Source organism: Lysobacter yananisis (genome assembly GCF_031199375.1).
Classification (GTDB): Bacteria; Pseudomonadota; Gammaproteobacteria; order Xanthomonadales; family Xanthomonadaceae; genus Lysobacter; species Lysobacter yananisis.
In genome coordinates this window covers 1,114,573-1,139,552 of the sequence record NZ_CP133568.1, presented here as the reverse complement: position 1 = coordinate 1,139,552, position 24,980 = coordinate 1,114,573, and the positions used below count along the sequence as shown (strand labels likewise).

The window sequence follows — 24,980 nt, the reverse complement described above, 5'->3', positions numbered from 1 at the left end:
ACCGTGGACTCAGTACGGCGAGTCCGGATGCTTGAGCTCGAAGCCGACCTTGGTCGGGCGCACGCCGTCCATGATCAGCGCGTAGCTGACCTTGTCGAAGGTGCGGAACACCATCGCGTGGCCGGCGAATTCGTCCGGCAGGCGCACGCGCGAGTTCTTGCCGACGGTGGTTTCGTCGCGGTCCGGGCCGACCTTGACCCGGTCCACCGCGCGGCTGCCCACGCGCCAGGTCGAGAACACGGTGCCGTTGTCGATGCCGTCGCGGGCGCCGACCGACAGCGCGATCACGTCGCGCGGGCCGCCGTTCCGGATCAGGTCGGCCACCGCCAGCACCTGCGCGCGACCGTAGTCGAACTGGGCCTTGGGCGGATGCGGGAAGAACTGCAGGTCGTAGGGCTGGGCTTCGACCGGGATCAGGCGGTCGCCGACGCGGATCTCGCGGCCGGTGTCGTCGATCACCAGGGTCGAGGCCTGCATGCCGCTGACGGCGCCGCGGCTCAGGGTGCCGGTGGAGATCTGCATCAGCTCGTAGCCGAGCAGCTCGCGGCCCTTGTCGGGCACCACCACGTCGGTCCAGATCGCTTCGAAGTCGACCGTGCGCTTGCCGCGGAAGTCGAGGTCGGCGGCGCGCATGATGTCGCAGCAGGCCACGCGGTCCAGGCGGGTGTAGCGCTGGGTCGGACGGACCACGGCGTAACGGGTGCCCGGGCTCGCCTCGGGCAGGCCCTTGATGTAGGCCACCTGGCCCTGGGTCACGCGCAGGCGGTCTTCTTCCAGGCCGACCACGTAGGGCAGGTCCTCGAACTTGTCGACCACGCGCAGGTTCTTCAGGAACGGTTCGATTTCCGACAGCGGCACGCCGGTGATCGCCGCTTCCTGGCGCGGGCCCGGCTGGACCTGGGCCTGGGCCACGCGGTCCAGGTAGGCCAGCGAGATGACGTCGCCGGGATAGATGAGGTGCGGATTCTTGATCTGCGGATTGGCCTGCCAGATCTCCGGCCACAGCCACGGCTTCTTGAGGAAGCGCGCGGAAATGTCCCACAGGGTGTCGCCCCGCTTGACCACGTAGGTCGAGGGGTGGTCGCCACGCAGTTCCGCCGCGATGGCGTACGTGGCAACAGTCAGCAACGCAGCGGCGAAAACCGCGCGAATCGGTTTAAACATGGCGGCCATCTACCTGATTCCCCTTCCAGGTTTGCCCTTTGCGGGCACCCGGACTATAGCCCAGAAGTCGCGCAACACTATCAGGCATTGACCGGCTATGGACGGCCTGTAATGGGGGTACAATGCAACGAAAACTTGCGTATGTGACCCACGCCCCCATTTTAGGTGCCCTATGGCCCTGTTACCGATCTTAGAGTTCCCCGACCCGCGACTGCGCACCAAGGCGGCCGCGGTCGATCCCGCGCGCGTCACCGAACCCGCGTTCCAGCAGTTGCTCGACGACATGTTCCAGACCATGTACGAGTGCCCGGGCATCGGCCTGGCCGCGAGCCAGGTCGACGTGCACCAGCGCTTCATGGTGATCGACGTGTCGGAGGACAAAAACCAGCCGCTGGTGTTCGTCAATCCCGAAATCCTCGAGCGCTCCGGCGAGCAGGTCTATCAGGAAGGCTGCCTGTCGGTGCCCGGCATCTTCGCCGACGTGACCCGCGCCAACGCCATCACCGTGCGCGCGGTCGGCCGCGACGGCCAGCCGTTCGAGCTCAGCGCCGACGGCCTGCTGGCGGTGTGCATCCAGCACGAGATGGATCACCTCGAAGGCAAGCTGTTCGTCGACTACCTCTCGCCGCTCAAGCGCGAGATGGTGCGCAAGAAGCTGGCCAAGCAGAAGCGGCTGTCGGCGTAACCGCCGGGCGCCGGACATAGGGAATGGGGCATCGGGGCCCGCGTTCGCGCAGCCTCGGCCCCGTTCCCTTTTCTGTTTTTGCGCGCCTGCGCGGCCCGGTTCGCTAAGCTCCGGGCCGCTGCCGTCCTACTCCCCATTCCCGAGTTCCCAGTCCCGCCCCAATGCGCATCGTCTTCGCCGGCACCCCCGAATTCGCCGTTCCCGCCCTGCGCGCCGCCGCGCAGTACAACGAAGTGGTGGCCGTCTACACCCAGCCCGACCGTCCGGCCGGGCGCGGGCGCGAGATGGCGCTGTCGCCGGTCAAGCGCGAGGCTTTGCTGCGCGGCATCCCGGTGCTGCAGCCGGAGAACTTCAAGCAGGCGGTCTCGCGCAAGGCGCTGCGCGCGCTGGAGCCGGACCTGATGGTCGTGGTCGCCTACGGCCTGATCCTGCCGCAGTCGGTGCTCGATATTCCCGTGCACGGGTGCTGGAACCTGCATGCCTCGCTGCTGCCGCGCTGGCGCGGCGCGGCGCCGATCCAGCGCGCGATCGAGGCCGGCGACGACGAGACCGGCGTGTGCCTGATGCGCATGGAAAAGGGCCTGGACACCGGGCCGGTGCTGCTCGCCAACGACACCGAAATCGGCGCGAACGAAACCGGCGGCCAACTGCACGACCGCCTCGCCGACATCGGCGCGCAGGTGCTGCGCGACGGCCTGGGCCTGTTGCGGGTGGGCTTGGTGCCGCAGCCGTATCCCCAGCCGGAGCAGGGCGTGACCTACGCGCACAAGCTCGACAAGGCCGAGGCGCGGCTGGACTGGAACCGGCCCGCGACCGAGCTGGCCAACAAGGTGCGCGCGTTCAATCCCTGGCCGATGGCCGACGCCCTGCTCGCCGGCGAGCGCGTGCGCGTGCACGGCGCGGTGGCGCTGCCGCTGGCGCACGGCGCCGAGCCCGGCACGGTGCTGCTGGCCGGGCGCGACGGCATCGACGTGGCCTGCGGCGACGGCGCGCTGCGCATCCGCGTATTGCAGCGCGAAGGCGGCAAGGCGATCACCGCCGCAGATTATTTGAACGGCCGCCGCGACCTGGCGACGGTGCGCTGAGATGAGCGAACGCCGCGATCCGCCGAAGCCCGGCTCGTCCAAGCCGGCCGCACCGCTCGACGGCGAGGCGCGCCCCACGGCCGGACGGCTGCGCAAGCTGGATTCGCTGGACGCCGCGCGCTACGCGCCGGCGCCCGAGCGGCCCGCCGCCGCGCCGGGACGTAGCGGCGAGCAGGACCCGCAGCGCACGTCGGCGGCCCGGCGCGAGCGTCGCGAACGCGCGGCGGCGCGCGAGGTCGCCGGTCGCGAGCGCAATCCGCGCGGCGATGGCGCGCGTGGCGCCGGCCCGCGCAGCAACGGCCTGCGTGGCGATGGCCCACGCAGCAACGACGCGCGCGGCGACGGCGCACGCAGCGACAACCGCCACAGCCCAGGCGCACGCGGCAGCGGCCCGCGCAGCGCTGCGCGCTCGCCCGGTCCGCGCGACGCCGCGCCTCGCGGCGACGGCGACGGCCGCAGCGCCGGCGAACGTCGCCGCGATGGCGCCGCAGGCCCAGGCGCCGCACGCACCGGCGATAAGCCGAGGCCGCCCGGCGCACGCGATCGGGACCGCGAACCCGGCGCCGAACCGTACGCGCGTTTCCGCACCGAACACTCGGCCGCGCCGCCGCTGCCCGCCGACGACGGCCACCCCGGCGCGCGCGTGCGCGCGATCGCCGCGCGTACGCTCGACGCGGTGCTGCATCGCGGCCGTTCGCTCAAGGCCGAACTGGCCACGGCCTTGCCGGCGCTGGCCGATTCGCGCGACCGCGCCCTGGTCGAGGCGATCTGCTTCGCCGTGCTGCGCCAACCCTTGCGCATGGAGGCGGCGCTGAACGAATGGATGCCGCGCCCGCTGCCGCCGCGCGACAGCGAACTGCGCGCGTTGCTGCTGGCCGGTCTGGCCCAACTCGATCCGATGCAGTTGCCCGCGCACGCCGCGCTCGACGCCACCGTGCAGGCCGCGCGCCTGCTCGGCCGCGCGCATCAGGCCGGGCTGGTCAACGCGCTGCTGCGCCGCGCCCAGCGCGACGGCCTGCCGGCGGTCGACCCGCGCCATTCGCATTGGCCGAGCTGGCTGCGCGGAATGCTGCGCAAGGATTGGCCCGAGCGCTACGACGCGATCCTCGCGCAAAGCGCGGTCGAACCGCCGATGTGGCTGCGGGTCAACCGCGCCCAGGACGCCCGCGACAATTACATGCAGCGTCTGGCCGAGGCCGGCATCGCCGCGTCCGCGTCCGACGGCCTCGCCGACGCGTTGCGCCTCGACGAACCGCGGGCCGTCGCCGCGCTGCCCGGCTTCGCCGACGGCGCGGTCTCGGTGCAGGACGCCAGCGCCCAGCGCGTGGCCGATGCGCTGGCGCCGGCGCCCGGCGCGCGCGTGCTCGACGCCTGCGCCGCGCCCGGCGGCAAGAGCGCGCACCTGCTCGAACGCGACGGCTCGCTGCGGCTGACCGCGCTGGACGTCGACGCCGCGCGCCTGCAGCGGGTGCGCGCGACCCTGGCGCGCGCCGGCTTCGCCGACGGCCGCGCGCAACTGCAGGCGGCCGACGCCGCCGACCTGGACGCGTGGTGGGACGGCGCGCCGTTCGACGCGGTCCTGCTCGACGCGCCGTGCTCGGCCACCGGCATCGTCCGCCGCCAGCCCGACGTGGTGCTGCACCGACGCGAATCCGACATCGCCGCGCTTAGCCTCGTACAGGCGCGACTGCTGGACGCGCTGTGGCGCACGCTCGCGCCCGGCGGCGTCCTGGTCTACGCCACTTGCTCGATCCTCAAGGCCGAGAACGAAGACCAGGTGCGTGCGTTCCTGGCCCGCACCGACGACGCCCGCATCGACCCGCTCGGCCCGGCCTTCGGCCACGACCGCGAGGTCGGCCGCCAGCGCCTGCCCGGCGAGGACGGCGGCGACGGCTTCTTCTACGCACGGCTGCGCCGGGCCGGATAGCCGTCGGGCGCCGCCGGGTTCGTCGCCGGCGCCGCGCTGCGATCGCGTCGCCGCGATCGCGGGTCGGTCGTCGCGGAGCCGGCGGGACGGATGGACGCGGCGACGAGCCTGCGTCCTGACGTAAGCGGCCGGTCGGGGTCTGGTTCATCCGGGCCCGGCTCGCCGCGACCCGTCCCGACGCGGTCGGCCGGCGACGTCCGCGGCCGGCGTGCGGACGCGGCATGAGCCGAAAGTGAGCGGCGGCGCAGTTGCGCGACCAGCCCTCTCCACCCGTCACTTTCCGCTGCGTATCATTCCCCGCATGTTCAAGCATCCCTTGTCCCGCCACGCGTGGCTGTTCTGGGTCGCGGCCTGGCTGGTGCTCGGAGCCGGCCTCGGCCTGCGCGATCCCTGGCCCGCCGACGAGCCGCGCTTCGCCCTGGTGGCCAAGCAGATGGTCGAGACCGGCCAGTGGCTGTTCCCGCACCGCGGCGTCGAGCTGTATTCGGACAAGCCGCCGTTGTTCATGTGGACCGAAGCGGTCTCCTACCTGATCACCGGCAACTGGCGCGTGGCGTTCCTGCTGCCGTCGCTGCTGGCGGCGCTGGGCACGCTGTGGTGCGTGGTCGACCTCGGCCGGCGCCTGTGGACCACGCGCGTGGGCTATTACGCCGGCTGGGCGCTGCTGACCACGCTGCACTTCGCCTACCAGGCCAAGAAGGCGCAGATCGACCCGTCGGTGGTGTTCTGGATCACCTTCGCCAACTACGGCCTGCTGCGCCACCTGCTGACCGGGCCGGCGTGGCGCTGGTGGGCGCTGGGCTGGTTCGCCGCCGGCATCGGCGTGATCACCAAGGGCGTGGGCGCGATCGCCCTGCTGATGCTGCTGCCTCTGGCGCTGGCGGCGTTGCTGCGGCCGCTGCAGGCGCGGCTGGCGCCGGACGGGTTCGGCGCGCGCGCGCTGGCCTGGGTGCGCATGCCGGTGCGGGTCGGGGTCGGCGACCCGCGCTTCTGGCTGGGGCCGCTGGCGTTCGCGGTCGCGGTGTCGCTGTGGCTGGCGCCGATGGTGCTGGTCGCGACCCAGGCCGGCGATCCGGGCTACCAGGTCTATCTCAACGACATCCTGTTCCGCCAGACCGCCGGCCGCTACGCCAAGTCCTGGGACCATCCGCAACCGGTCTGGTACCACCTGGGCGTGATGTTCTCGATGTGGCTGCCGCTGATGCTGGCGCTGCCGTGGGCGCTGCGCGCCTGGGGCCGGCGCCTGGGCCGGGCGGACGCGCGCTACCTGCTGCCGCTGGCGTGGTGGGCGCTGGTGATCGTGTTCTTCTCGATCCCCAGCGGCAAACGCGACGTCTACATCCTGCCGGCGCTGCCGATGGCCTGCCTGATGTTCGCGCCGCTGCTGCCCGGGATCCTGCGCCGGGCGTGGCCGCGGCGCATCGCGCTGGGCTTCACCGTGGCGCTGGTCGCGGCGATGCTCGGGGTCGGCCTGTCGATGTGGTTCGGCGATCCCAAGTTCGAAGCCCGGCTGATCGCCGAGCGCGGCTTCACCGACCACGGCCGCGCGCTCGCCGCCGGGGTGACCGCGATCGGCGCCTGGGGCGCGGCCTGCCTGTTGTGGTCGGGCCGGCGCCGGCCGGTGCGGGCGATGGTGGCGACGCTGTGCGGGGTGTGGGTGTGCTACGGCTTGCTGATCACGCCGGTGCTCAACGATTCGTCCTCCGCGCGCGGAGTCATGACCCGCGCGGCGCAGCGCATCGGCGCCGACGTCGAGCTGGGCCTGGTCGCGTGGAAAGAGCAGAACCTGCTGATGTCGCAGTCCAGGACCGTCAACTTCGGTTTCCGCATGGGCTGGCAGAAGCAGCTCGAACTCGGCCTGGCCTGGCAGGCGCGGGCGCCGGACGCGCGCGTGCTGTTCGTGCAGGCGCCGGCGGTGCCCGATTGCGTGGACCGCGGCAAGGCCGAGATGATCGGCCGTTCCAACCGCCGCGAGTGGTGGCTGGTGCCGTACGCCGCGCGCACCGGCTGCCCGGCCGCGCCGCCGTTGCCGCGCAACGAAGACGACCACGAGTACGATTGAGCGTGCCCGCAACGCCTCCCCCGCATTCTCCCGCGCCGCTCGCCGCGCCGCCCGCCGGCGACGCGCCCGGCTTCGCCGCGCCGCGCGAGCGGCTGGCGCAGCGCCTGCTGCAGGTCGGACTATTCCTCCTGCCGGCGTTGCTGCTGTCCACGTCGTGGGGCCTGGGCCCGTTCGCCGCGTTCGCGCTGCTGGCCTTCGCCCTGGCGCCGCCGGTGTTCGCGCGCGGCTGGCGCGACGCCCGCCGCGAGTTGCGCTGGCTGCTGGCGATGGCGGTGCTGGCCGCGGCGGTGGTGCTGTTCTCCAAGTTCCATTTCGACGTGCGCTGGCGCGAGGCCGACAACCGCCTGCGGCTGCTGACCGCGCCGTTCTTCGCCACCTTGGTGTATGCGTGGCGGCCGTCGCGGCGCTGGCTGTGGGCCGGCGCGCTGGCCGGCCTGGCCGGCGCGTTCGCGCTGGCGTTGTTCCAGGTCGCCGGCGGCACCGAGCGCGCGCTGGGCTGGACCGCCAACGCGATCGTGTTCGCCGATGCCCTGATCGCGCTGATCGTGATCGCGGTGTTCGCCCGGCCCTCGGGCGAATTGCTGTGGACCTCGCTGGCCTGCGCCCTCGGCGTGGGCGCGGTGGTGCTCAGCGGCAGCCGCGGGGTGTGGCCGGGGCTGGCGATCGTGCTGCTGGTGGCGCTGATCGTCAGCGGCGGCCGCGCGCGCAAGCTGTCCTGGGCGGTGTTGGCGGCGATGGCGCTGGCGGTGGTGGCGAGCCACTGGATCCCGCCGCTGGCGCAGCTCACCCGGATGCAGGAACTGGCCTCGGACATGGACAAGGTCAAGCGCGGCGGCGACCACGAGTCCTCGCTCGGCGCGCGCGTGACCTTGCTGGAACTGGCCGGCGACACCTTCGTCGAGCATCCGCTGACCGGCGTCGGCGTCGGCCGCTTCGAGACCGTGGTGATGGCGACTCCGCAATGCGCGCCGCCGGCGCCGCGGGTCGGCTTCTGCAAGCTCGGCCATGCACACAGCGACGCCTTCGAATGGGCCGCGACCATGGGCGTGCCGGGGGTGCTGGCGCTGCTGGCGATCTATCTGGTGCCGCTGGCGCTGTTCGCGCGGCTGTTGCGCGCGCAGACGGTCGCGCGCGCGCGCAGCAGCGCGCTGGCCGGGCTGGTGCTGGTGCTGGTGTACATCGCCTGCGGGCTGACCCAGTCGATGTTCGCCCACCAACTGGTCGCCTCGTTCTACGCGGTCGCGATCGGCCTGTTGTACGGCTTCGCCTTGCTCGAACGCGAGCGGCCGCCGCAGTGAGCGGCGCCGGCCGCGCCGTCACGCCTCAGGGCTTGCCGTCGCCCGCGCCGCGCTCGGGCGTGACCACCGGCTGACCGTTGCTGAGCATCCACAGCATGATGGTCTTCTGCCGCACGTAGTTGGCGCGCACGTAGGCGTAGACCAGCCCGTGCCAGCCGTCGCGGAAGCCGCCGCGCAGCAGATAGCCGCGCCAGAACCGCCACGCCGGCGCCAACACCAGCTTGGCCAGGGTCGCGCGCTTGCCGCGCGCGTGTTCGTGCTCGGCCATCATCCGCGCGTAGCGCTCGGTCTTGGCCAGCTGTTGCTGCAGCGAGCGGTAGGGATAGTGGATCAGGTCGCCGCGCAGCGTCGCCACCGCGCCGTCGACGCTGGCGGCCTCGTGTACCTCGCGCTGGCCGCGCCAGCCGCCGCGGCGGCGGTCGAACAGGCGCAGCACCCGGTCGGGATAGGCGTTGCCGTGGCGCAGGAAACGGCCGAAATAGTCGGACAGCCGGGCGAAGCGGTAGCCGGCGGCCGCGTCGAAGCCGCGGTCGCGCGCGGCCAGGATCGAGGCACGCAGTTCGTCGCCGACGCGTTCGTCGGCGTCCAGGCACAGCACCCAGTCGTGCGCGGCCTGCTCGACGGCGAACTGCTTCTGGCTGCGGAAGCCGTCGAAGCGGCGTTGCAGCACGCGCGCGCCGGCGGCCTCGGCGAGGGCGACGGTGGCGTCGGCGGAGTGCGAATCCACCACCACGATCTCGTCGCAGAACGCCAGCGAGGCCAGGCAGTCGACGATCCGGTCGGCCTCGTCGAAAGCGATGATGCAGGCCGACAGCCTGGGGCGGGCGGCGTCGTTGGGCGCGGGCGTGTCGATGGCGGCGGTCCGGGTGCGGCGACGGCGCTCAGGATACCCCGCGGCGGTACGGCGAGGAGCGAGCGCAGAGGAGCGAGGAGTGAGCTAAAGCGGGGGCGCTCCTGCTCATCGCTCGCTCCTCTACACTCACTTCTCGCTCTCAACGGCCGCCGTCATGTCCGATTACCTGCTCTTCGCCACCGAACGCTACGCGCTGCCGATCCTGCAGCCGCTGGCGCAGGCGCTGCACGAAGCCGGGCACACGGCCCATGCGTGGTTCGCCGACGGCGCCGCCGGCGCCGCGCTGCCGGCGCCGGTGCGCATGCTCGAACCCGGCCGCGCCGGCCTGCGCGCGGCGGTGGCGCTGAAGCCGCGCGCGGTGTTCAGCGCGGCCAACTGGGTGCCGCCGTTCGTGGCCGGCGCCAAGGTCCAGCTGTTCCATGGGTTCAACGTGGAAAAGCGCGCCGATGCGCGCGGCCACTTCCGCGTGCGCGGGCTGTTCGACCTGTACTGCACCCAGGGCCCGGCCACCACCGCGCCGTTCCGCGAACTGGCCGCGCGGGCCGGGCATTTCGCCGTGGTCGAGACCGGCTGGCCCAAGCTCGACCCGCTGTTCCGCGACGACGACGGCGCGTCCGCCGCCTTGCGCGCGCCGGCCGGCGCGCGGCCGGTGGCGATGTTCGCCTCGACCTTCACCGAGCGCCTGAGCGCGGCGCCGCACTTGTTCGAGGCGATCGCCGCGCAGGTCGCGCGCGGCGATCGCTATTGGCTGCTGACCCTGCATCCCAAGTGCGCGCCGGACCTGTTCGAACGCTACCGCGCGCTGGCCGGCCCGAACGCGGCGTTCGTCGAGACCGAGCAACTGATCGCCGCGCAGCGCGCGGCCGACGTGCTGGTCGCCGACACCACTTCGGTGGTGTCGGAGTTCGTGGTCCAGCGCAAGCCGGTGGCGACCTTCCGTAATCGCGCGCCGAAGCCGCACATGATCGATTTCGCCGATCCGGCGCAACTGGAGCAAGCGCTGGCGCAAGCGTTCGCGCCGACGCCGCAGTTGCAGGCGGCGATCGACGCGTACGCCGACGCGATCCACCCGTACCGCGACGGCTTGTCGTCGCAGCGGGTGATCGCGGCGACCGGCGACTTGCTCGACGGCACGCTGGGCAGATTGCGCGGCAAGCCGCTGTCGTCGTGGTGGCGCGGGCTGCAGATCCGGCGCGATTTGGGGTATTGGGGGCCGGGCGCCTGAGGCGCGGCGCGGGAAGCGCGTCGCCGTCGCGAGTATGCGGCGGCGCTGGTGCGTTCGCCGTAGTCGAATCGTCGCGGTCGCGGCTCGCGCCGCTCCTACAGGGGCTGCGGCCGGTTTCGTTTCCGACTGTAGGAGCGGCGCGAGCCGCGACCGCGCCGCCTCATTGACGACGCCACTTACTCGCCCCGCCGTTCCTGCGAACGCCGGAATCCATCTCGATCGTGCTGTTGCCGTTCGCTCGGACGCAACCCCACGAAAAGCACACGTCCCGCAGCCCCGGAGGGCGTGCGCATGGATGCGCACGCGCGCCATGGGGCATGGATGCCCCTTATGGCGCGGCCCCGCGCCCCTTTCGAGCCATAGTGGCTCTTGATCCGAAAAAATAAGGCCTTTTCTTTGGTTACTTTCTTTGTGGCTTCAGACAAAGAAAGTGACCCGGCCGCTTGCGGACGGAAGCTGTTGATGTTCGCTTGTCGTCACCCATTGCTACAGCAGAGGCCGACCTTGCCGCGGTAAGCCCCCTGTAGGAGCGGCGCAAGCCGCGACCGCGCCATCGCGGCGATTGTGAAAGTTTCATCGTAGTTGCGTTGCCGCGGTCGCGGCTCGCGCCGCTCCTACAGTCGGATACGCAACCCCACGACCGTCATTCCGGCGAAAGCCGGAACCCATGTTGACGTTGCTGCCGCCTTCGCCGTTATCGATATGTCGCGCGACGACAAGCCGCCATCAAAAGCTTTCGTCCGCAAGCGGCCGAGCTACTTTCTTTTGTCAGCGCGAAAAAAGAAAGTAGCGCTGGTCTCTAACCTCAAGTGCATCACCTCAGTGAGGCACTGTGAATGGGCCAGCAGTATTCACATCTGAGCGCAGAAGAGCGCGGAGCCATCATGGTCTTGATCGCCCAAGGGGCGAGCGGACGGCAAATCGCGCAGACGTTGGGTCGGGCGCAAAGCACTATTGCTCGCGAGTTGCGTCGTAATGGGTTTCGGTCCCATTCGGGGCCGCCGCTGCGCGGACGCCCCCGTTTCGACCCTGGCTACGATGCGACCCGGGCGGGCCGGCGGGCCCAGCGACTGCGGCGACGGGCGCGGGTGCGCCGCAAGCTGCGACGCGACACCGTGCTGTGGCGACGCGTGCGCTATTGGCTGGAACGGTGCTGGTCGCCGCAACAGATTGCCGACAAACTGCGGGATCTGTACCCGGACCGGCCCTGGCTGCGCGTGTCGCACGAAACGATCTATACCGCGATTTATGCGATGCCGCGCGGCGAATTGCGCCGCCAGGTGACCCGTCTGCTGCGGCAGGGGCGCAAGTCCGGCCGCCGCACGCGCCAGGGAAGCGACGCCCGCGGCCATCTGCCGGATCTACCCAACATCCGCCTGCGGCCGCCGGCCGCGCATGAGCGCCTGATGCCGGGGCATTGGGAGGGCGACCTGATCGTGGGCGCGCACAATCGCTCGGCGATCGGGGTGCTGGTCTGCCGCCGCACCTTGTACGTCAAGCTCGCCGACGCGACCGCGCACACGGTGCTGGAGGCCTTCAGCTCGGCGTTCGAAGGCGTGCCGGAAAGTTTGAAGAAGACCTTGACCTACGACCAGGGCAAGGAAATGGCATCGCATCGGCAGTTGAGCGAACGCACCGGTTTAGCGATCTACTTCGCCGACCCCCATAGCCCGTGGCAACGCGGAACCTGCGAAAACACCAACGGCTTGTTGCGGCAATACTTTCCCAAGGGCACCGATCTGTCGGTGCATTCTGCGCAGCGCCTCAAGGAGGTGGCGTGGGAAATGAACAACCGCCCCCGTCGTAGCCTGGGCAGGCGCTCGCCCGTTGAGGTGCTCTATGAGGAACTCAAAAACCCGCGGGCGCAGGGTGATGCACTTGGACATTGACTCCGCCAGCCAAAGAAAAACGCTTGTTTAAGGTCAAAAGCCACTAGGTCCAGCACCTTGCGCGGGGCTGCGCCATAAGGGACATCCATGTCCCATGGCGCACGCGCGCATCCATGCGCGCGCCCTTCGGGGCTGCGGAACGTGGGCCTCGAGTGGGGTTGCGTCAGGGCTAAGGGCTAAGACAACGACAACGTCAAGGCAAAGCAAAGGCAAAGGCAAAGGCAAAGGCAGAGTCCTGCGGATTCCGGCTTTCGCCGGAATGACGGCCGGGTGCTTGCGGCCTCGAAGCCTGGCGGCGAAACCGCACGGCTCCGGCGTCTTCACCACCGCAACGGCCGCCCCGCCAACGCCCCCGCCAACCGATCGTAAAGCCGCCGCGCCTCATCCGCCGGCAAAAACCGTATCCGCAACGGCGGACTCAACGCGCCGGCCCCCGCCGTATCCAGCCACAAGGTCGCCGTGCCGCAACGCCGGTCCAGCGGCGAGCGGGTGAGCTGCAGCGCCTGCAGCTTGTCGAGCTCGGCGAAACGCCAATGCCGGCGCCACCAGCCTTCGCGCACCGCGACCAGTTCGGCGTTCATCGCATACCCCATGCGCCGCGCGCGCCGCTGCGCCTTGAACGCCGACCACGGCAGCCACAGCAGCGCCAGCAGGCTCCAGCTACCCAGGTGCCAGTACAGCGCGAACGCCGCCAACACGGTCCATGGCACGTCCGGCAGGAACAGCCGCCACCAGGCCGCGTTCGGCAGCGCGCGCCACTCCAGCGCGTCCCAGCGCGCGTGCGGCAGCAGGTGCGCGATCAATCGGTCGCAGGTCTGCGGCGAGGCGATCGGCGCCAGTTCCTTGAGCGCGCGGCCTTCGTCGTGTTCGTCCGCGCCGACCGTGTCCACCGCCAGCCGGCGGCGCTTGAGCAGGCGGTGCAGCACGCCTTCTTCCAGCGTCCAGGCCTGGATGCGCCGGCGCGGCACGGTGGTGCGCCAGCGCGCCAGCAGGCCGCGCTCGGCGGTCAGCCGGCGGCCCTGCTCGCTGAGGTCGAAGCCGTAGTAACGCAGCAGCGCCAGGGTCACCGACAGCGTCTTCAGCGCCACCGCCACCAAAGCGATCGTGGCCGCGGCCAGCAGCGCGTAGCCGCCGGCGTCGAGGTGGTAGCCCTCGACCCGGCCGAACAGCCAGTGCATGCCGCCGCGCAGCACCCGCTCGGGCACGCGGCCGTTGAAGTCGGGCACGGTCTGCAGCGCCGCGGCGATGCCGGCGCCGACCAGCACCAGGCCGCCGTTGGAGACCAGGCCGAGCCGCAGCACTTCCGCCGGCGACAGGCGCAGCAGGGAGTCGGCGCGTTCTTCCACCGCCTGCGCCGGGTCGGCGCCGCGGCGGCGCACCAGGGTCTCCAGCGCCATCGCGTCGGCCAGGGTCAGCACGCGCATCTGCGCCTCGGGCTCCTTGCCCGCGGCCGATTCCATGCGCACCTCGGCCACGCCGAACACCCGGTGCAGCACGGTCTGGTGCACGGCCACGTTCTGGATGCGCACGAACGGAATCACCCGCAGGCTGCGGTTGAGCAGGCCGCTGCGCACCACCAGCCCGTTCGGTCCGACCCCGTAGCGATAGGTGAAATAGCGCCACAGCGCCGCCAGCACCAGCAGGCCGACGCCGATCAGCGAATACAGCTCGTTGCGGTCGCCGCGACCGGCGAAGACCAGGATCAGCAGCGGCACGATGAATTGCTTGAGGTGCTGGATCAGCACGAACAGCCACGACATCGGATGCAGGCGGCGGTCGGCGACGGGTTCGCCGGCCGCGCCCGCCGCGTCCGCCGGCATCGTCGGCGCTGCGGCGTCCGCCGCGGCGACGGCGGCGGATCGCTCGGCCGACGCGGACACGGGGCCGGGCGCGCTCATCGGTCCTGGTCGTCTTCGTGGTCGAGCTGGCGGCCCAGCCGTTCGCGCAGGCGCTGGGCGTCGCCGGCGTCGAGGTGATCGATCGCCACCGAACTGTGGCGGGTGCCGGCGGTGTGCACCACCAGCGTCGCCAGCCGGCGCATGCGCTGCAGCGGGCCGTGCTTGAGGTCCAGGTGCTGGACCCGGGTCAGCGGCACGATGGTCTCGCGCTGCCAGGCCACGCCGCGGCGCACCGCGAAGCCGTGATCGTCGAGCCGCCACAGGGTGTTGCGGTAACGGCGGAAGCCGATCCACATGCCGATGCCGGCGCCGAACAACGCGCCGGTCAGGCCGCTGGCGAGCCCGGCATGGCGGCCGACGGTGAGCACGCCGCCGATCACCGCGGCGATCGCGAACACCACCGCCAGCGACAGGCTGATGTCGATCGTGCACAGCGGGATCGCGCGCGCCGGCAGGCGCTGCCAGCCTTCGCGCGGGAACCCGTCGGCGGTCGTGGCCGGCGGCGGCGTGGGCGCGGCATCGGGAGGCGCCGCGGACGGCGTCGCGACGGGCTCGCCGGCGGACTGGGCCTGCGCGGCAGGCGCGTACGCGGGGACTGTGGCGTCGCCCTCGGCCGCTGCCGCCGTCTCGGCAAGGTCGGTCCCGGCCGGATCGTCCGCGCCGACGTCCCCCGCCGCGGAATGCGCTTCGTCGCGCTCGCGCTCGCGCGCGCCGTCGGCGGAGGTGGGGGCGGGGAAGGCGGAGCCGGGCGGGATGGGCGTCATCGTGCGGGCAGGGCGAGGTTCTTCCGCAGTGTAGCGGGGCGCGCGGGGTTCGGTCGGTTCGCGCGCGCCCGCCGATGCGGCCGCGCGGATGCCGTTGCGCGAGCGCAGTCGCGGCGGCGGCCGCTCAGTGGCGGTCGGTCTCGATCGCGCGGTACGGATTGTCGCGCCCATCGCCGGACGGCCGCAGGGTGTAGCGCTTGTAGGTCCACTGGTACTGCGCCGGATCGCGCCGGGCGATGCGCTCCACCGCCTGGTTGAGCGCGGCGCAGGCGCGGCGCGGATCGGGGTCGGCGATGCCCGCCGGCGCGGTTTCCACGCGCAGGGCGAAGCCGGGGCCGTCGGGATGCTGGTCGATGCGCTCGCAATAGCAGAACAGCACCGGCGCGCCGGTGCGCTCGGCGAGGCGGCCGAGCAGGGTCATGGTCAGGGCCTCGACGCCGAAGAACGGGGCGAATTCGCCGTCGCCGGCCTTGGGCTGCTGGTCGGGCAGGATGCCGACCACGCCGCCGGCGTTGAGCCGCTTCCACAACTGGCGGACCGCGGCGCCTTCGGCGCGCACCTGGGTCACGCGCTGGGCGTCGGTGTCGGCGCGCACGAGGTTCAGGAAGGCCTCGCCGACCGGCGACTCCGGCGGCTTGTACAGGATCGCCAGCGGCGTGCGCGCGGCCAGCCACTGGTTCAGCAGCTCCCAGTTGCCGTAGTGCGGCGCAGCCACGATCAGGCCCTTGCCCGCGGCCAGGGCGGCGTCGAACAGCTCGGTGCCGTGCTGCTCGCGCAGCAGGGCCAGGTTTTCGGCGTGCGGGCGGGTCCACAGGCGCAGGGTCTCGACCGCCTGGCGCGCGGTGGTGCGCACGATCGCCTGCTGCCACTGCTCGCGTTCGGCCGGCAGCAGCTCGGGGTAGGCCAGGCGCAGGTTGACCCGCACGACCCGGGCCTCGCGCCCGTCGCGGCGCTGCCAGGCCGCGGCCACGGCGTCGCCCAGGCGCTGCTGCCAGGACCAGGGCAGGCGGCCGATCAGGCTGGCGAAGAAGTAGAGGACGCGGGCGGCGAACTGGGTCATGCCGGCGAGTGTAGCCGCGGCCGCCGCCAGCGCCGCGGCGGCACGCGGTCCCGAATCCCGGCGAACGCCGCCATAGCCGGCACGTTGCAGGCCGTACACTGGCGATCCCCGGAATTGAAGCGGTGCGCGATGTTGAGCCTGATCCAGCGGGTGACCCAGGCGGCGGTGACGGTCGACGGCGAAACGGTCGGGGCGATCGGCCCGGGCCTGCTCGCCCTGGTCGGGATCGAGCCCGGCGACGGCGAGGCGCAGATCGCGCGCATGGCCGATCGGCTGCTCGGATACCGTGTATTCGCCGATGAGGCCGGACGCATGAACCGTGGCCTGGCCGACACCGGCGGCGGGTTGCTGCTGGTCAGCCAGTTCACCCTGGCCGCCGACACCAGCAGCGGCATGCGCCCGGGCTTCAGCACCGCGGCCGCGCCGGGGCTGGCTGAACCGCTATTCAACCGTTTGCTCGAAACCTGCCGGCAACGCCACGGCGGAGGGGTGGAAACCGGCCGGTTCGGCGCCCATATGGTCGTCAGCCTGGTCAACGACGGCCCGGTCACCTTCCTTCTCCGGTCCTGATCCGGTCCGCTGCCCCGTCCTGTCCGGGTCGGGGGCGCCGGACCTGATATACTGGAGCGTTCCCTACCCTCAATAGCGCGGTGGCGCAGCCCATGGCCAACGAACGTCAGCCCCCTCCGTCCGATATCAAGCTCCTGATCTCCAAGGGCTTGGAGCAGGGCTATCTGACCTATGCCGAGGTCAACGATCACCTGCCCGACGATCTGGTCGACGCCGAACAGATCGAAGACATCATCGGCATGATCAACGGCATGGGCATCGAGGTGCACGAAGTTGCGCCCGATGCCGAAACGCTGCTGCTCGCCGACGGCAACACCGGTAACCGCGAAGTCGACGACACCGCGGCCGAAGAAGCCGCCGCGGCGCTGACCGCGCTCGACGGCGAAGGCGGCCGCACCACCGATCCCGTGCGCATGTACATGCGCGAGATGGGCACGGTCGAACTGCTGACCCGCGAAGGCGAAATCGCCATCGCCAAGCGCATCGAGGAGGGCCTCAACCAGGTCCAGGCCTCGCTCGCGCTGTACCCGGGCACGATCCAGCTGATCCTCGACGATTACGAGCAGCACAAGGCCGGCAAGAAGCGCCTGGCCGAGATCGTGGTCGGCTTCAACGACCACCTCGACGAAGAGCCCGAGCCCGCCGCTCCGCCGGCGCCGCCGGCCGACGTCGCCGACGCGGACTCCGACGAGGACGAGGACGAAGAGGCCGCCGGCGACGGCGAGGAGACCGAGGAGACCGTGTCCGGTCCCGATCCGGTCGAAGTCGCCGCGCGCATGGAAGCCATCGCCGACCTGCACGGCAAGTTCCTCAAGGCCCACGCCAAGTACGGCTCGGCGCACAAGAACGCGACCAAGCTGCGCGAGGACATCGCCGCGGTGTTCATCACCCTCAAGCTGCCGCTGGCGCTGACCGACTCGCTGATGCGCAACCTGCGCGAAGTGGTCGGCTCGATCAAGGAGCGCGAGCGCAAGATCCTCGACCTGGCCACCCGCGTGGCCAAGATGCCGCGCAAGGACTTCATCCGCGCCTGGGAAGGCAACCAGACCAATCTGGAGTGGGTCGACGAACTGCTCAAGCGCAAGCAGAAGTGGTCGTCGGGCCTGCGCGACGTCAAGGACCAGATCGTGGCCGAACAGCAGGCCACCATCGAGCTGGAGACCCGCTCGCTGCTGACCCTGGACGAGCTCAAGGAAATCAGCCGCGCGGTCGCCTACGGCGAAGCCAAGGCGCGCAAGGCGAAGAAGGAGATGGTCGAGGCCAACCTGCGCCTGGTGATCTCCATCGCCAAGAAGTACACCAACCGCGGCCTGCAGTTCCTCGACCTGATCCAGGAAGGCAACATCGGCCTGATGAAGGCGGTGGACAAGTTCGAATTCCGCCGCGGCTTCAAGTTCTCGACCTACGCCACGTGGTGGATCCGCCAGGCCATCACCCGTTCGATCGCCGATCAGGCGCGCACCATCCGCATCCCGGTGCACATGATCGAGACGATCAACAAGCTCAACCGCATCAGCCGCCAGATGCTGCAGCAGTACGGCCGCGAAGCGACGCCGGAAGAGCTGGCGAAAGAAATGGACATGCCGGAGGACAAGATCCGGAAGGTCATGAAGATCGCCAAGGAGCCCATCTCGATGGAGACTCCGATCGGCGACGACGAGGACTCGCACCTGGGCGACTTCATCGAGGACACCAACGTGGAGTCCCCGGTGGAAGCGACCACCAACATCAACCTCTCCGAGACGGTCCGCGACGTGCTCGCCGGCCTGACCCCGCGCGAGGCCAAGGTGTTGCGCATGCGCTTCGGCATCGACATGAACACCGATCACACCCTGGAAGAAGTCGGCAAGCAGTTCGACGTGACCCGCGAGCGCATCCGCCAGATCGAAGCCAAGGCGCTGCGCAAGCTGCGCCATCCGAGCCGTTCGGAGCAGCTGCGCAGCTTCCTCGATATCGATTGAGTCGAGACGTAGCGATTGCGTAAAGGAAACAGGCCCCGCTCGCGGGGCCTGTTTCGTTTGGGCCCGTCCCCCGGCCCCAGGCGGTGTTATCGTCGCTGCGTAGGTAGCACGGCCGCGGAGAGCGCGCATGGAAGATAACGTTTACGCCAGGGCGACCGATCCGGCGGTCGCCGCGCTCGATCAGGCCACGCATTCGTCGTTGCCCCACTTCACGCTCATGGCCATGTTCGTGGGGAGCCTGCTGGCGACGCCGGTCGCCGGTGGATGGATGATCGCGTTGAACTATCGCGCACGCGGAAATCGCGGCTGGGCTTGGCTCTCGCTTGCGACGACAGCGCTGCTGATCGCTCCGGTGGTGGCGTTCGTCGATTACGGGGCGATGGCCATCAGCTACAACCACGATCCGAGCCGAATGCCGTTGCAGATGGGCGCGTTGTTGTCGCTTCAGGCTGCGGCCGTCACGGCCATCGGCTACTTCCTTAAGGGCGACGAATTGCGGGCCCGTCATGAGCGTGGTTTGCCGCTGCGTTCGTGGTGGGCGGTCTGCTCCGTTTCCGTTGCCGCGGCGGCGTTGCTGCTTGTCTATCTGTTGGCGCCCGCGCTCTTGGCCGGGTTGCGCGCATGAGCGAGCACGATATCTGGTCAGCGCCCAAGGCCGAGGTGACGGACGATCCGCGCGCGTCGGCAGCGCACTGCTTGTTCAGCGTCGAACAAATCGGCGTTGCCAGCTTCTTCGGCGGCCTGCTGGCCGGTGCATTGATGCTGTCCTGGAATCTGTGGTCCTTGCAGCGCCGCTCGCTGGCGAGCGCGCTCATCGGTCTGTCTGTGGCGTTGTTGTGGGCATCGCCGCTGGCCTTGGCGGTGGCCGCGATCGGAACCCTGGCGGGCGAAGAATCGACAGCGTTGACGGCACTGGCGATCGCGCTGGCGCAGCCGCTGTTGGCCTGGGGCGTGGCGATGATGCAGCGAACCTCCCCGCGCGCGCGTCGAAGCGCGGAAGGTGTGTTGCGGCCGGCCAGGCAAGCGCTGATCGCAGTGGGTTTGGCTTGGCTGCCGGCGACGCTGCTCATCGTCGCGTTCTGCGTCTTCTTTCTGAAATCCAGCGACTGAATAGCCTGCGGAAACGTCAGGCTCGCGGGGGCGGCGCGGAGTTCGGTTCGCGTGTCAGCCGTAGAAAAACTGCTCATGCACGATCTTGCCGTCGCGCACCTTGTACACCGCGACCTCCGTCATCGGCCCGCGGCCCATGCTCTTGTAGGTGGCGTCGATGCCCATCGCGAGCGTGAACCAGTCGCCGCCGACGACCGGATCGCTGCACCAACTGCTGTGGATTTCGACCACGTCTTCCATGAATTTGCGGCCTTTCTCGCGGATGGCGTCGAGGCCTTGGACGTTGCCGAGCGGGCCGTTCTGGTGGCCGGGCGCTTCGATGCTGACCGCGTCGTCGGCGTAGAGTTCGTCCTGAATCTGCTCGTGCTGGCCGGCGCGGCACAGCTCGACGTAGCGGTCGGCGATTTGCTGGATGTCCATGACGGCGCTCCGGGATGAAGGAGCGGCCAGGATAGGCGGGCGGATGTTGCGTGGCCGCGTACGTCTGTCAGCGCCGCGAGGTGACGGTGGGCGTTCCCGACGAGCGGCACATGAATGCGCGAAGGCGCGGGGGCTTCGTGTAGGGGCGGCGCGAGCCGTCAACGCGACAACGCAGCCGCTACGCAACCGACGTCGCGATTGCGTTGTCGCGGTCGCGGCTTGCGCCGCTCCTACAGGGCCGCGGGCGGCTTACGCGCCGCGCAGCCAGCGGATCACTTCGTAGCACGCGCCCATGGTGTGGTAGTCGGTCTTGCCGGCGGGGCTCTTCTCGTCGCTGTACTTGCCGTTGCGGCGGTCGAGGATGCGGTACCACGCGCCGTAGCGGTGGTCGACCATGTGTTGCCACGCGTAGGCCCACAGCTTGTCGTACCACTGCCAGTACAGGTTCTCGCCGGTGCGCACGGCCAGCAGCGCCGCGGTCGCCAGCGATTCGGCCTGGACCCAGAAGTATTTGTCGTCGTCGCAGACCGCGCCGTCGGGGGCGAAGCCGTAGGCGAGGCCGCCGAATTCGTCGTCCCAGGAGCGCGCGATCGCGGTGTCGAACAGGTGGCGCGCGGTCGGCACCAGCCAAGCCGGCGCGTCGCCGCGCGCGGACAAGTGGCGGTCGAGGATCAGCAGCAGCTTGGCCCATTCGGTCTGGTGGCCGGGCTGGAAACCCCAGGGGCGGAACAGGTGCTTGGGATCGTCGCGGTGGTAGTCCCAGTCGATGTTCCAGTCGCGGTCGTAGTGTTCCCACACCAGTCCGTCGGCTTGCGCGGCCTGGCGCTGGGTCATGTTCTGCGCCAACGTCAGCGCGCGTTCGAGATAGCGCGCGTCGTTCGACGCCTCGTACGCCGCCAGCATTGCCTCGCACATGTGCATGTTGGCGTTCTGGCCGCGGTAGCCGGTGAAGTTCCAGTCGGCGTCGGCCTCGTCGCGGTACAGGCCGAATTCGGGTTCCCAGAAGCGCGCTTCGAGCAGGTTCCAGGTTTCGTCCATCCACGCCGCCGCTTCGCCGATGCCGGCCTTGACCCCGCACGAGTACGCCAGCAGCACGAAGGCCACGCCGTAGCAGTGGTTCATGCGGTCTTCCGGGCGGCCGTCGCGGATCGTCCAGGCGTAGCCGCCGGTGTCCGGATTGCGGTGGACGTCGCGCAGGTAGCGCAGGCCGTGGCGCGCGCGTTCGCGGTAGTCGTCGCGGCCGAACTCCACCGCCGCCATCGCGTAGTTGAAGACGAAGCGGGTCGAGCTGACCAGATGGCGATGCGAGGCGTCGTAGACCGAGCCGTCGTCGCGGAAGTAATGGAAGAAGCCGCCGTCGGCGTCGAGCGCGACCGGATCGTAGAACGCCAGGGTGTCGCGGATGTGGGCGAGCAGGGTGTCGGCGTCGCGGAAGTTCGGCTGCGGATCGAGCGGGAGGTTCATGCGGGTTCCTGGGCTTGTTCCTGCATCAGGCGTTCGACGTCGGCGGCGCTGGGCATGGCCGCGAACGCGCCGTGGCGGGTGGTGGCGAGCGCGCCGGCGGCGGCGGCGTAGCGCAGCGCGTCGGTGAGTTCGCTTTCGCGCTGGAGGAAGTCGTTGAAGTTCGCCGCGCTCACGCCGAGCGCGACCAGCCGGCGCAGCAGGCCGCCGACGAAGGCGTCGCCGGCGCCGGTGGTGTCGCTCGGCGCGACCTTGAAGGTGGCGACCGAACCGCTACGGGTGCGCGTGTACCAGCGGATCGGGGTGGCGCCGTCGGTGATGAGCACGCAGGTGGCGTAGCCGTGCCACAGCCGCTGCAGCGCGGCCTCTTCGCCGCCGAGGTGGCGGGCGAGGAATTCGAACTCGCTGCCGCACAGCTTGATCAGGTCCGCTTCCAGCAGCGCCGCCAGCAGCCGCGGCGCCGGATCGAAGCCGGCCGGCCACAGCGACGGGCGCAGGTTCATGTCCATGCTGACCAGCGCGCCGGCCAGGCGCGCGCGGCGCATGCCGGCCAGCGTCGCCGCGGCGATGGCTTCCTCGGTGAGGCTGTTGGAGCAGACGTGGAACACGCCGGCGTCGGCGAAGCCGTCCGGGCTGAAGTCGGCGTCGCGGAACAACAGGTCGGCCGCCGGCGGCCGGTAGAAGCTGAAGCTGCGTTCGCCGTCGCCGTCGAGCGAGACGAAGGCGAGCGCGGTCTTGGCCGCGTCGGTGCGGCGCACGTCGCGGGTGTCGACGCCGTAGCCGCTGAGCTGGTCGGCGATGAAGTCGCCGAACATGTCGCGGCCGAGCATGCCGACGAAGCGCGCGTGCGCGCCCAGGCGCGCGGCGGCGACGGCGACGTTGGCCGGCGCGCCGCCGGCGTATTCGACGAAATGACGCGGTTCGCCGGGGCTTTGCGCCGGACGGGCGAGGAAGTCGATCAAGGCTTCGCCGAAGCAGACGATCGCGGCGTTCGCGCCGCTGGCGCCGGACGAAGAGGGTACGGCGGACATCAATGCATCACTCCCGAAGCTTGCGCGCTGGCGTGCTGGCCTTGGCCGGCGCGGATGCGCGAACCGGACAGGCCGTACCAGACGATGAAGGCGTAGCACACCGCCGGAATCACGAACGAATGCTGGATGCCGATGCCGTCCGACAGCAGGCCCTGCAGCAGCGGCACCACCGCGCCGCCGACGATGGCCATGATCAGCAGGCTCGAGGCCTTGCTGGTCATCGGCCCGAGCCGCTCGATGGCGATGGTGAAGATGGTCGGGAACATGACCGAGTTGAACAGGCCGATCGCCAGCACCGTCCACATCGCCACCGTGCCCTGGGTGCTCATGGTCAACGCCAGCAGCGCGATCGCCGCGACCGCGGCCAGCGCCAGCAGCTTGCGCGCGTCGACGCTGCGCAGCAGCGCCGCGCCGATGAAGCGGCCGACCATCGCGCCGCCCCAGTAATAGCCCAGGTAGGTGCTGGCGGTGGCGTGGTCGAAGCCGCCGATGTTCGGCTCGGACAGGTAGTTGACCAGGAAGCTGCCGATCGAGACCTCGGCGCCGACATAGACGAAGATCGCGATCACCCCGAACAGCAGATGGCGCTGGCCCAGCACCTCGGCGAAGCTGTGGCGGGTCGGGTCGGCGCTCTCGGTGGACTCGGTCAGCGGCGGGATGCGCATGGCGTAGACGAACACCGCCAGCAGCACCAGGCAGCCGGCGATGACCATGTACGGCATCTGCACCGCCGCGGCTTCGTGCGCGCGGTAAGCGGCTTTTTCGGCGACCGACATCGCGCCCAGCTGGGCGTCGGTGAGCACCGCCGCGGACAGGATCAGCGGGCCGATGAAGGTCGGGAACACGGTCGTGCCCAGCGAGTTCAGCGCCTGCGCCAAGTTGAGCCGGCTCGGCGCGCCGGCCGGATCGCCGAGCAGGCTGATGTACGGATTGGCCGAGACCTGCAACACGGTGATGCCGCTGGCGAGCACGAACAGCGCGCCGAGGAACAGCGGATACGAGGGCACGCGCGCGGCCGGGAAGAACAGCGCCGCGCCGACCGCCGCGACGATCAGGCCGATGACGATGCTGTTCTTGTAGCCGAACTTCGCCACCACCCGGCTGGCCGGCAGCGACATCAGGAAGTAGGCGCCGAAGAAGGTCGACTGGATCAGCATCGACTGGGCGTAGTTCATCTCGAACACGGCCTTGAGATGCGGGATCAGCACGTCGTTGAGGCTGGTCAGGCCGCCCCAGGTGAAGAAGATCGTGGTCACCACCGCCAATGCGGCGGTGTAGGACATGACGCGGCTCATGCGGACTCTCCGGGCGGTGTCAGGTGCACCTCGCTGCTGCTGCGGGCCTGCAGGCGCACGGGAGCGATGGTGTGGGCCGGCGCCAGTTCGGGCTCGCGCAGGCGCTTGAGGATCAGTTCGGCGGCCTGGCGGCCGCGCGCGCGCGGATCGACCGCGATCGTGGTCAGCGGCGGCGAGGCGACCGCGGCTTCGGGAATGTCGTCGAAGCCGACCACGGCGAAGTCGCCGCCGGCGCGGCGGCCGCGCGCGACCAGGCCGGCCATCAGGCCTAGCGCGACCGCGTCGTTGTAGCAGACCGCCGCGGTCGGCGCGGGATCGCGCACGAACAGCGCGCCGGTCTGCTGCGCCGCTTCCAGGCGGGTCGGCGCGCATTCGATCAGCCACTGCGGCTCGGGCTCGATCCCGGCCTCGGCGAGGGCCTCGCGATAGCCCTGGCGGCGCTGCCGGCACGAGGACGAATCGCGGTGGCCGCCGAAGAAGGCGATGCGGCGGTGGCCGCGGTCGAGCAGGTGGCGGGTGGCCAGGCGCGCGCCGTGGGTGTTGTCCAGGGCGAGGAAGTCCCAGGCGGTGCCGTCGAGCTCGCGGTTGAACACCAGCACCGGCGTGCGTTCGCCGACCTGCGCGCGCACCCGCGCGCCGTCGCTGCCTTCGGCCGGCGACAGGATGATCCCGGCCGGGTCGTGCTCCATCAGCGAGTTCAGCACCGCCTGCTGGCGCTCGACCGATTCGTTGGTGCTGCCCAGCAGGGTGACGAAGCCGGCGGTGGCCAGCCATTCGTCCACGCCGGCGGCGAATTCGGCGAAGAACGGGTTGGACAGGTCGTTGATGACCAGGGCCACGCCGGTCGACACCTTGCGCCGCAGGTTGGCCGCGCCGCGGTGGTAGACGTAGCCTTGGCGCTTGAGCTCGGCCTCGACCCGGGCGCGGGTGTCGGCATGGACCAGCGGGCTGCCGCGCAGCACCAGCGACACGGTCGCGCGCGACAGGCCGCAGGCGCGGGCGATATCGGCCAGGGTGACCCGGCCGCGGGGAGCGGGCGCGTCGTTCATCTTGGGCACCTCGCGAACTGTGGACGGGCGGGACTCATGGCCGGCACGGGTGGTTAGAAGGCTTTTGGATCGTTCTAAATGCCGCCATCCTGCGGCCTGGGCCCCGTCGCTGCATTCTGCAATGCAGCATGAACGGGCCGGGGCCGCGTGTTAGCTTGCCTATATTTAGAACG

At 70.5% G+C, this 24,980-nt stretch carries 21 protein-coding genes; 11 read left to right on the top strand and 10 right to left on the bottom strand.

All coding sequences use genetic code 11. The features are described from left to right. Nucleotides 1–9: 9 nt before the first annotated feature. On the bottom strand, nt 10–1,164 hold the full coding sequence (locus RDV84_RS04875; RefSeq protein WP_057949907.1) for a LysM peptidoglycan-binding domain-containing protein: 1,155 nt from the start codon (nt 1,162–1,164) through the stop codon (nt 10–12). Between the two features lie 172 nt (nt 1,165–1,336). Here RDV84_RS04875 and def point away from each other — a divergent pair, with 172 nt between their 5' ends. The 5 genes from def (at nt 1,337) to RDV84_RS04850 (ending at nt 8,221) form a co-directional block, all read left to right on the top strand. Then, a complete protein-coding gene (def, locus tag RDV84_RS04870; RefSeq protein ID WP_057945975.1) occupies nt 1,337–1,849 on the top strand; it encodes a peptide deformylase in 513 nt (170 codons plus the stop codon). Nucleotides 1,850–2,010: 161 nt separating this feature from the next. After that, nucleotides 2,011–2,934 carry a methionyl-tRNA formyltransferase gene (gene fmt, locus RDV84_RS04865; protein ID WP_078998224.1) on the top strand — a complete coding sequence of 308 codons (924 nt, stop codon included), beginning with the start codon at nt 2,011–2,013 and terminating at the stop codon, nt 2,932–2,934. A 610-nt stretch (nt 2,935–3,544) separates the two neighbouring features. After that, entirely contained in the window at nt 3,545–4,861 is a 1,317-nt protein-coding gene (rsmB, locus tag RDV84_RS04860; protein WP_309153688.1) for a 16S rRNA (cytosine(967)-C(5))-methyltransferase RsmB, read from the top strand. 301 nt (nt 4,862–5,162) lie between these two features. Continuing rightward, the gene (locus RDV84_RS04855; protein WP_309152659.1) at nt 5,163–6,923 is read left to right on the top strand and encodes an ArnT family glycosyltransferase; all 1,761 of its coding nucleotides are present in this window, start codon (nt 5,163–5,165) and stop codon (nt 6,921–6,923) included. A 2-nt stretch (nt 6,924–6,925) separates the two neighbouring features. Then, nucleotides 6,926–8,221, top strand: coding sequence for an O-antigen ligase family protein (locus RDV84_RS04850; protein ID WP_309153687.1), 1,296 nt, complete (start codon nt 6,926–6,928; stop codon nt 8,219–8,221). 25 nt (nt 8,222–8,246) lie between these two features. Here the strand turns inward: RDV84_RS04850 and RDV84_RS04845 are convergent, their stop codons facing one another. Next, nucleotides 8,247–9,074 (bottom strand): glycosyltransferase family 2 protein, encoded by an 828-nt coding sequence (locus RDV84_RS04845; protein WP_309153686.1) that lies wholly within the window; start codon nt 9,072–9,074, stop codon nt 8,247–8,249. A 154-nt stretch (nt 9,075–9,228) separates the two neighbouring features. Between RDV84_RS04845 and RDV84_RS04840 the strand changes: the two genes are divergently transcribed. Then, on the top strand, nt 9,229–10,299 hold the full coding sequence (locus RDV84_RS04840) for a CDP-glycerol glycerophosphotransferase family protein (protein ID WP_309152658.1): 1,071 nt from the start codon (nt 9,229–9,231) through the stop codon (nt 10,297–10,299). A gap of 836 nt (nt 10,300–11,135) precedes the next feature. Further along, nucleotides 11,136–12,188, top strand: a complete 1,053-nt coding sequence (locus RDV84_RS04835; RefSeq protein WP_267272131.1) for an IS30 family transposase — start codon at nt 11,136–11,138, stop codon at nt 12,186–12,188. A 320-nt stretch (nt 12,189–12,508) separates the two neighbouring features. Here RDV84_RS04835 and RDV84_RS04830 read toward each other — a convergent pair whose 3' ends face one another. From RDV84_RS04830 to RDV84_RS04820, 3 genes are all read right to left on the bottom strand, one after another. Beyond that, the gene (locus RDV84_RS04830; protein WP_057949910.1) at nt 12,509–14,008 is read right to left on the bottom strand and encodes a PH domain-containing protein; all 1,500 of its coding nucleotides are present in this window, start codon (nt 14,006–14,008) and stop codon (nt 12,509–12,511) included. A 74-nt stretch (nt 14,009–14,082) separates the two neighbouring features. Next, complete coding sequence (locus tag RDV84_RS04825) at nt 14,083–14,850, bottom strand: PH domain-containing protein (RefSeq protein ID WP_309152657.1); 768 nt, start codon at nt 14,848–14,850, stop codon at nt 14,083–14,085. 124 nt (nt 14,851–14,974) lie between these two features. After that, nucleotides 14,975–15,910, bottom strand: a complete 936-nt coding sequence (locus RDV84_RS04820) for a lauroyl acyltransferase (protein ID WP_078996900.1) — start codon at nt 15,908–15,910, stop codon at nt 14,975–14,977. Nucleotides 15,911–16,039: 129 nt separating this feature from the next. Here RDV84_RS04820 and dtd point away from each other — a divergent pair, with 129 nt between their 5' ends. The 4 genes from dtd (at nt 16,040) to RDV84_RS04800 (ending at nt 19,551) form a co-directional block, all read left to right on the top strand. Beyond that, nucleotides 16,040–16,480 carry a D-aminoacyl-tRNA deacylase gene (dtd, locus tag RDV84_RS04815; RefSeq protein WP_057945982.1) on the top strand — a complete coding sequence of 147 codons (441 nt, stop codon included), beginning with the start codon at nt 16,040–16,042 and terminating at the stop codon, nt 16,478–16,480. Between the two features lie 92 nt (nt 16,481–16,572). Next, nucleotides 16,573–18,441, top strand: a complete 1,869-nt coding sequence (gene rpoD / locus RDV84_RS04810) for an RNA polymerase sigma factor RpoD (protein WP_057945983.1) — start codon at nt 16,573–16,575, stop codon at nt 18,439–18,441. Between the two features lie 127 nt (nt 18,442–18,568). After that, nucleotides 18,569–19,066 carry a hypothetical protein gene (locus tag RDV84_RS04805; RefSeq protein ID WP_309152656.1) on the top strand — a complete coding sequence of 166 codons (498 nt, stop codon included), beginning with the start codon at nt 18,569–18,571 and terminating at the stop codon, nt 19,064–19,066. After that, on the top strand, nt 19,063–19,551 hold the full coding sequence (locus RDV84_RS04800) for a hypothetical protein (RefSeq protein WP_309152655.1): 489 nt from the start codon (nt 19,063–19,065) through the stop codon (nt 19,549–19,551). Before RDV84_RS04805 ends, RDV84_RS04800 begins: the two co-directional genes overlap by 4 nt. 54 nt (nt 19,552–19,605) lie before the next feature. Here RDV84_RS04800 and RDV84_RS04795 read toward each other — a convergent pair whose 3' ends face one another. The 5 genes from RDV84_RS04795 to RDV84_RS04775 all read right to left on the bottom strand — a co-directional run bounded on the left by RDV84_RS04795 (nt 19,606) and on the right by RDV84_RS04775 (nt 24,807). Further along, nucleotides 19,606–19,971, bottom strand: coding sequence for a nuclear transport factor 2 family protein (locus RDV84_RS04795; RefSeq protein WP_057945986.1), 366 nt, complete (start codon nt 19,969–19,971; stop codon nt 19,606–19,608). A gap of 249 nt (nt 19,972–20,220) precedes the next feature. Beyond that, entirely contained in the window at nt 20,221–21,435 is a 1,215-nt protein-coding gene (locus tag RDV84_RS04790; protein WP_309152654.1) for an AGE family epimerase/isomerase, read from the bottom strand. Beyond that, on the bottom strand, nt 21,432–22,463 hold the full coding sequence (locus RDV84_RS04785; protein WP_309152653.1) for a carbohydrate kinase family protein: 1,032 nt from the start codon (nt 22,461–22,463) through the stop codon (nt 21,432–21,434). Before RDV84_RS04785 ends, RDV84_RS04790 begins: the two co-directional genes overlap by 4 nt. Further along, the gene (locus tag RDV84_RS04780) at nt 22,463–23,758 is read right to left on the bottom strand and encodes a sugar MFS transporter (protein WP_057945989.1); all 1,296 of its coding nucleotides are present in this window, start codon (nt 23,756–23,758) and stop codon (nt 22,463–22,465) included. Before RDV84_RS04780 ends, RDV84_RS04785 begins: the two co-directional genes overlap by 1 nt. Continuing rightward, nucleotides 23,755–24,807: a LacI family DNA-binding transcriptional regulator gene (locus tag RDV84_RS04775; protein WP_309152652.1), complete on the bottom strand. Its 1,053-nt coding sequence runs from the start codon at nt 24,805–24,807 to the stop codon at nt 23,755–23,757. Before RDV84_RS04775 ends, RDV84_RS04780 begins: the two co-directional genes overlap by 4 nt. Between the last annotated feature and the right edge of the window lie 173 nt (nt 24,808–24,980).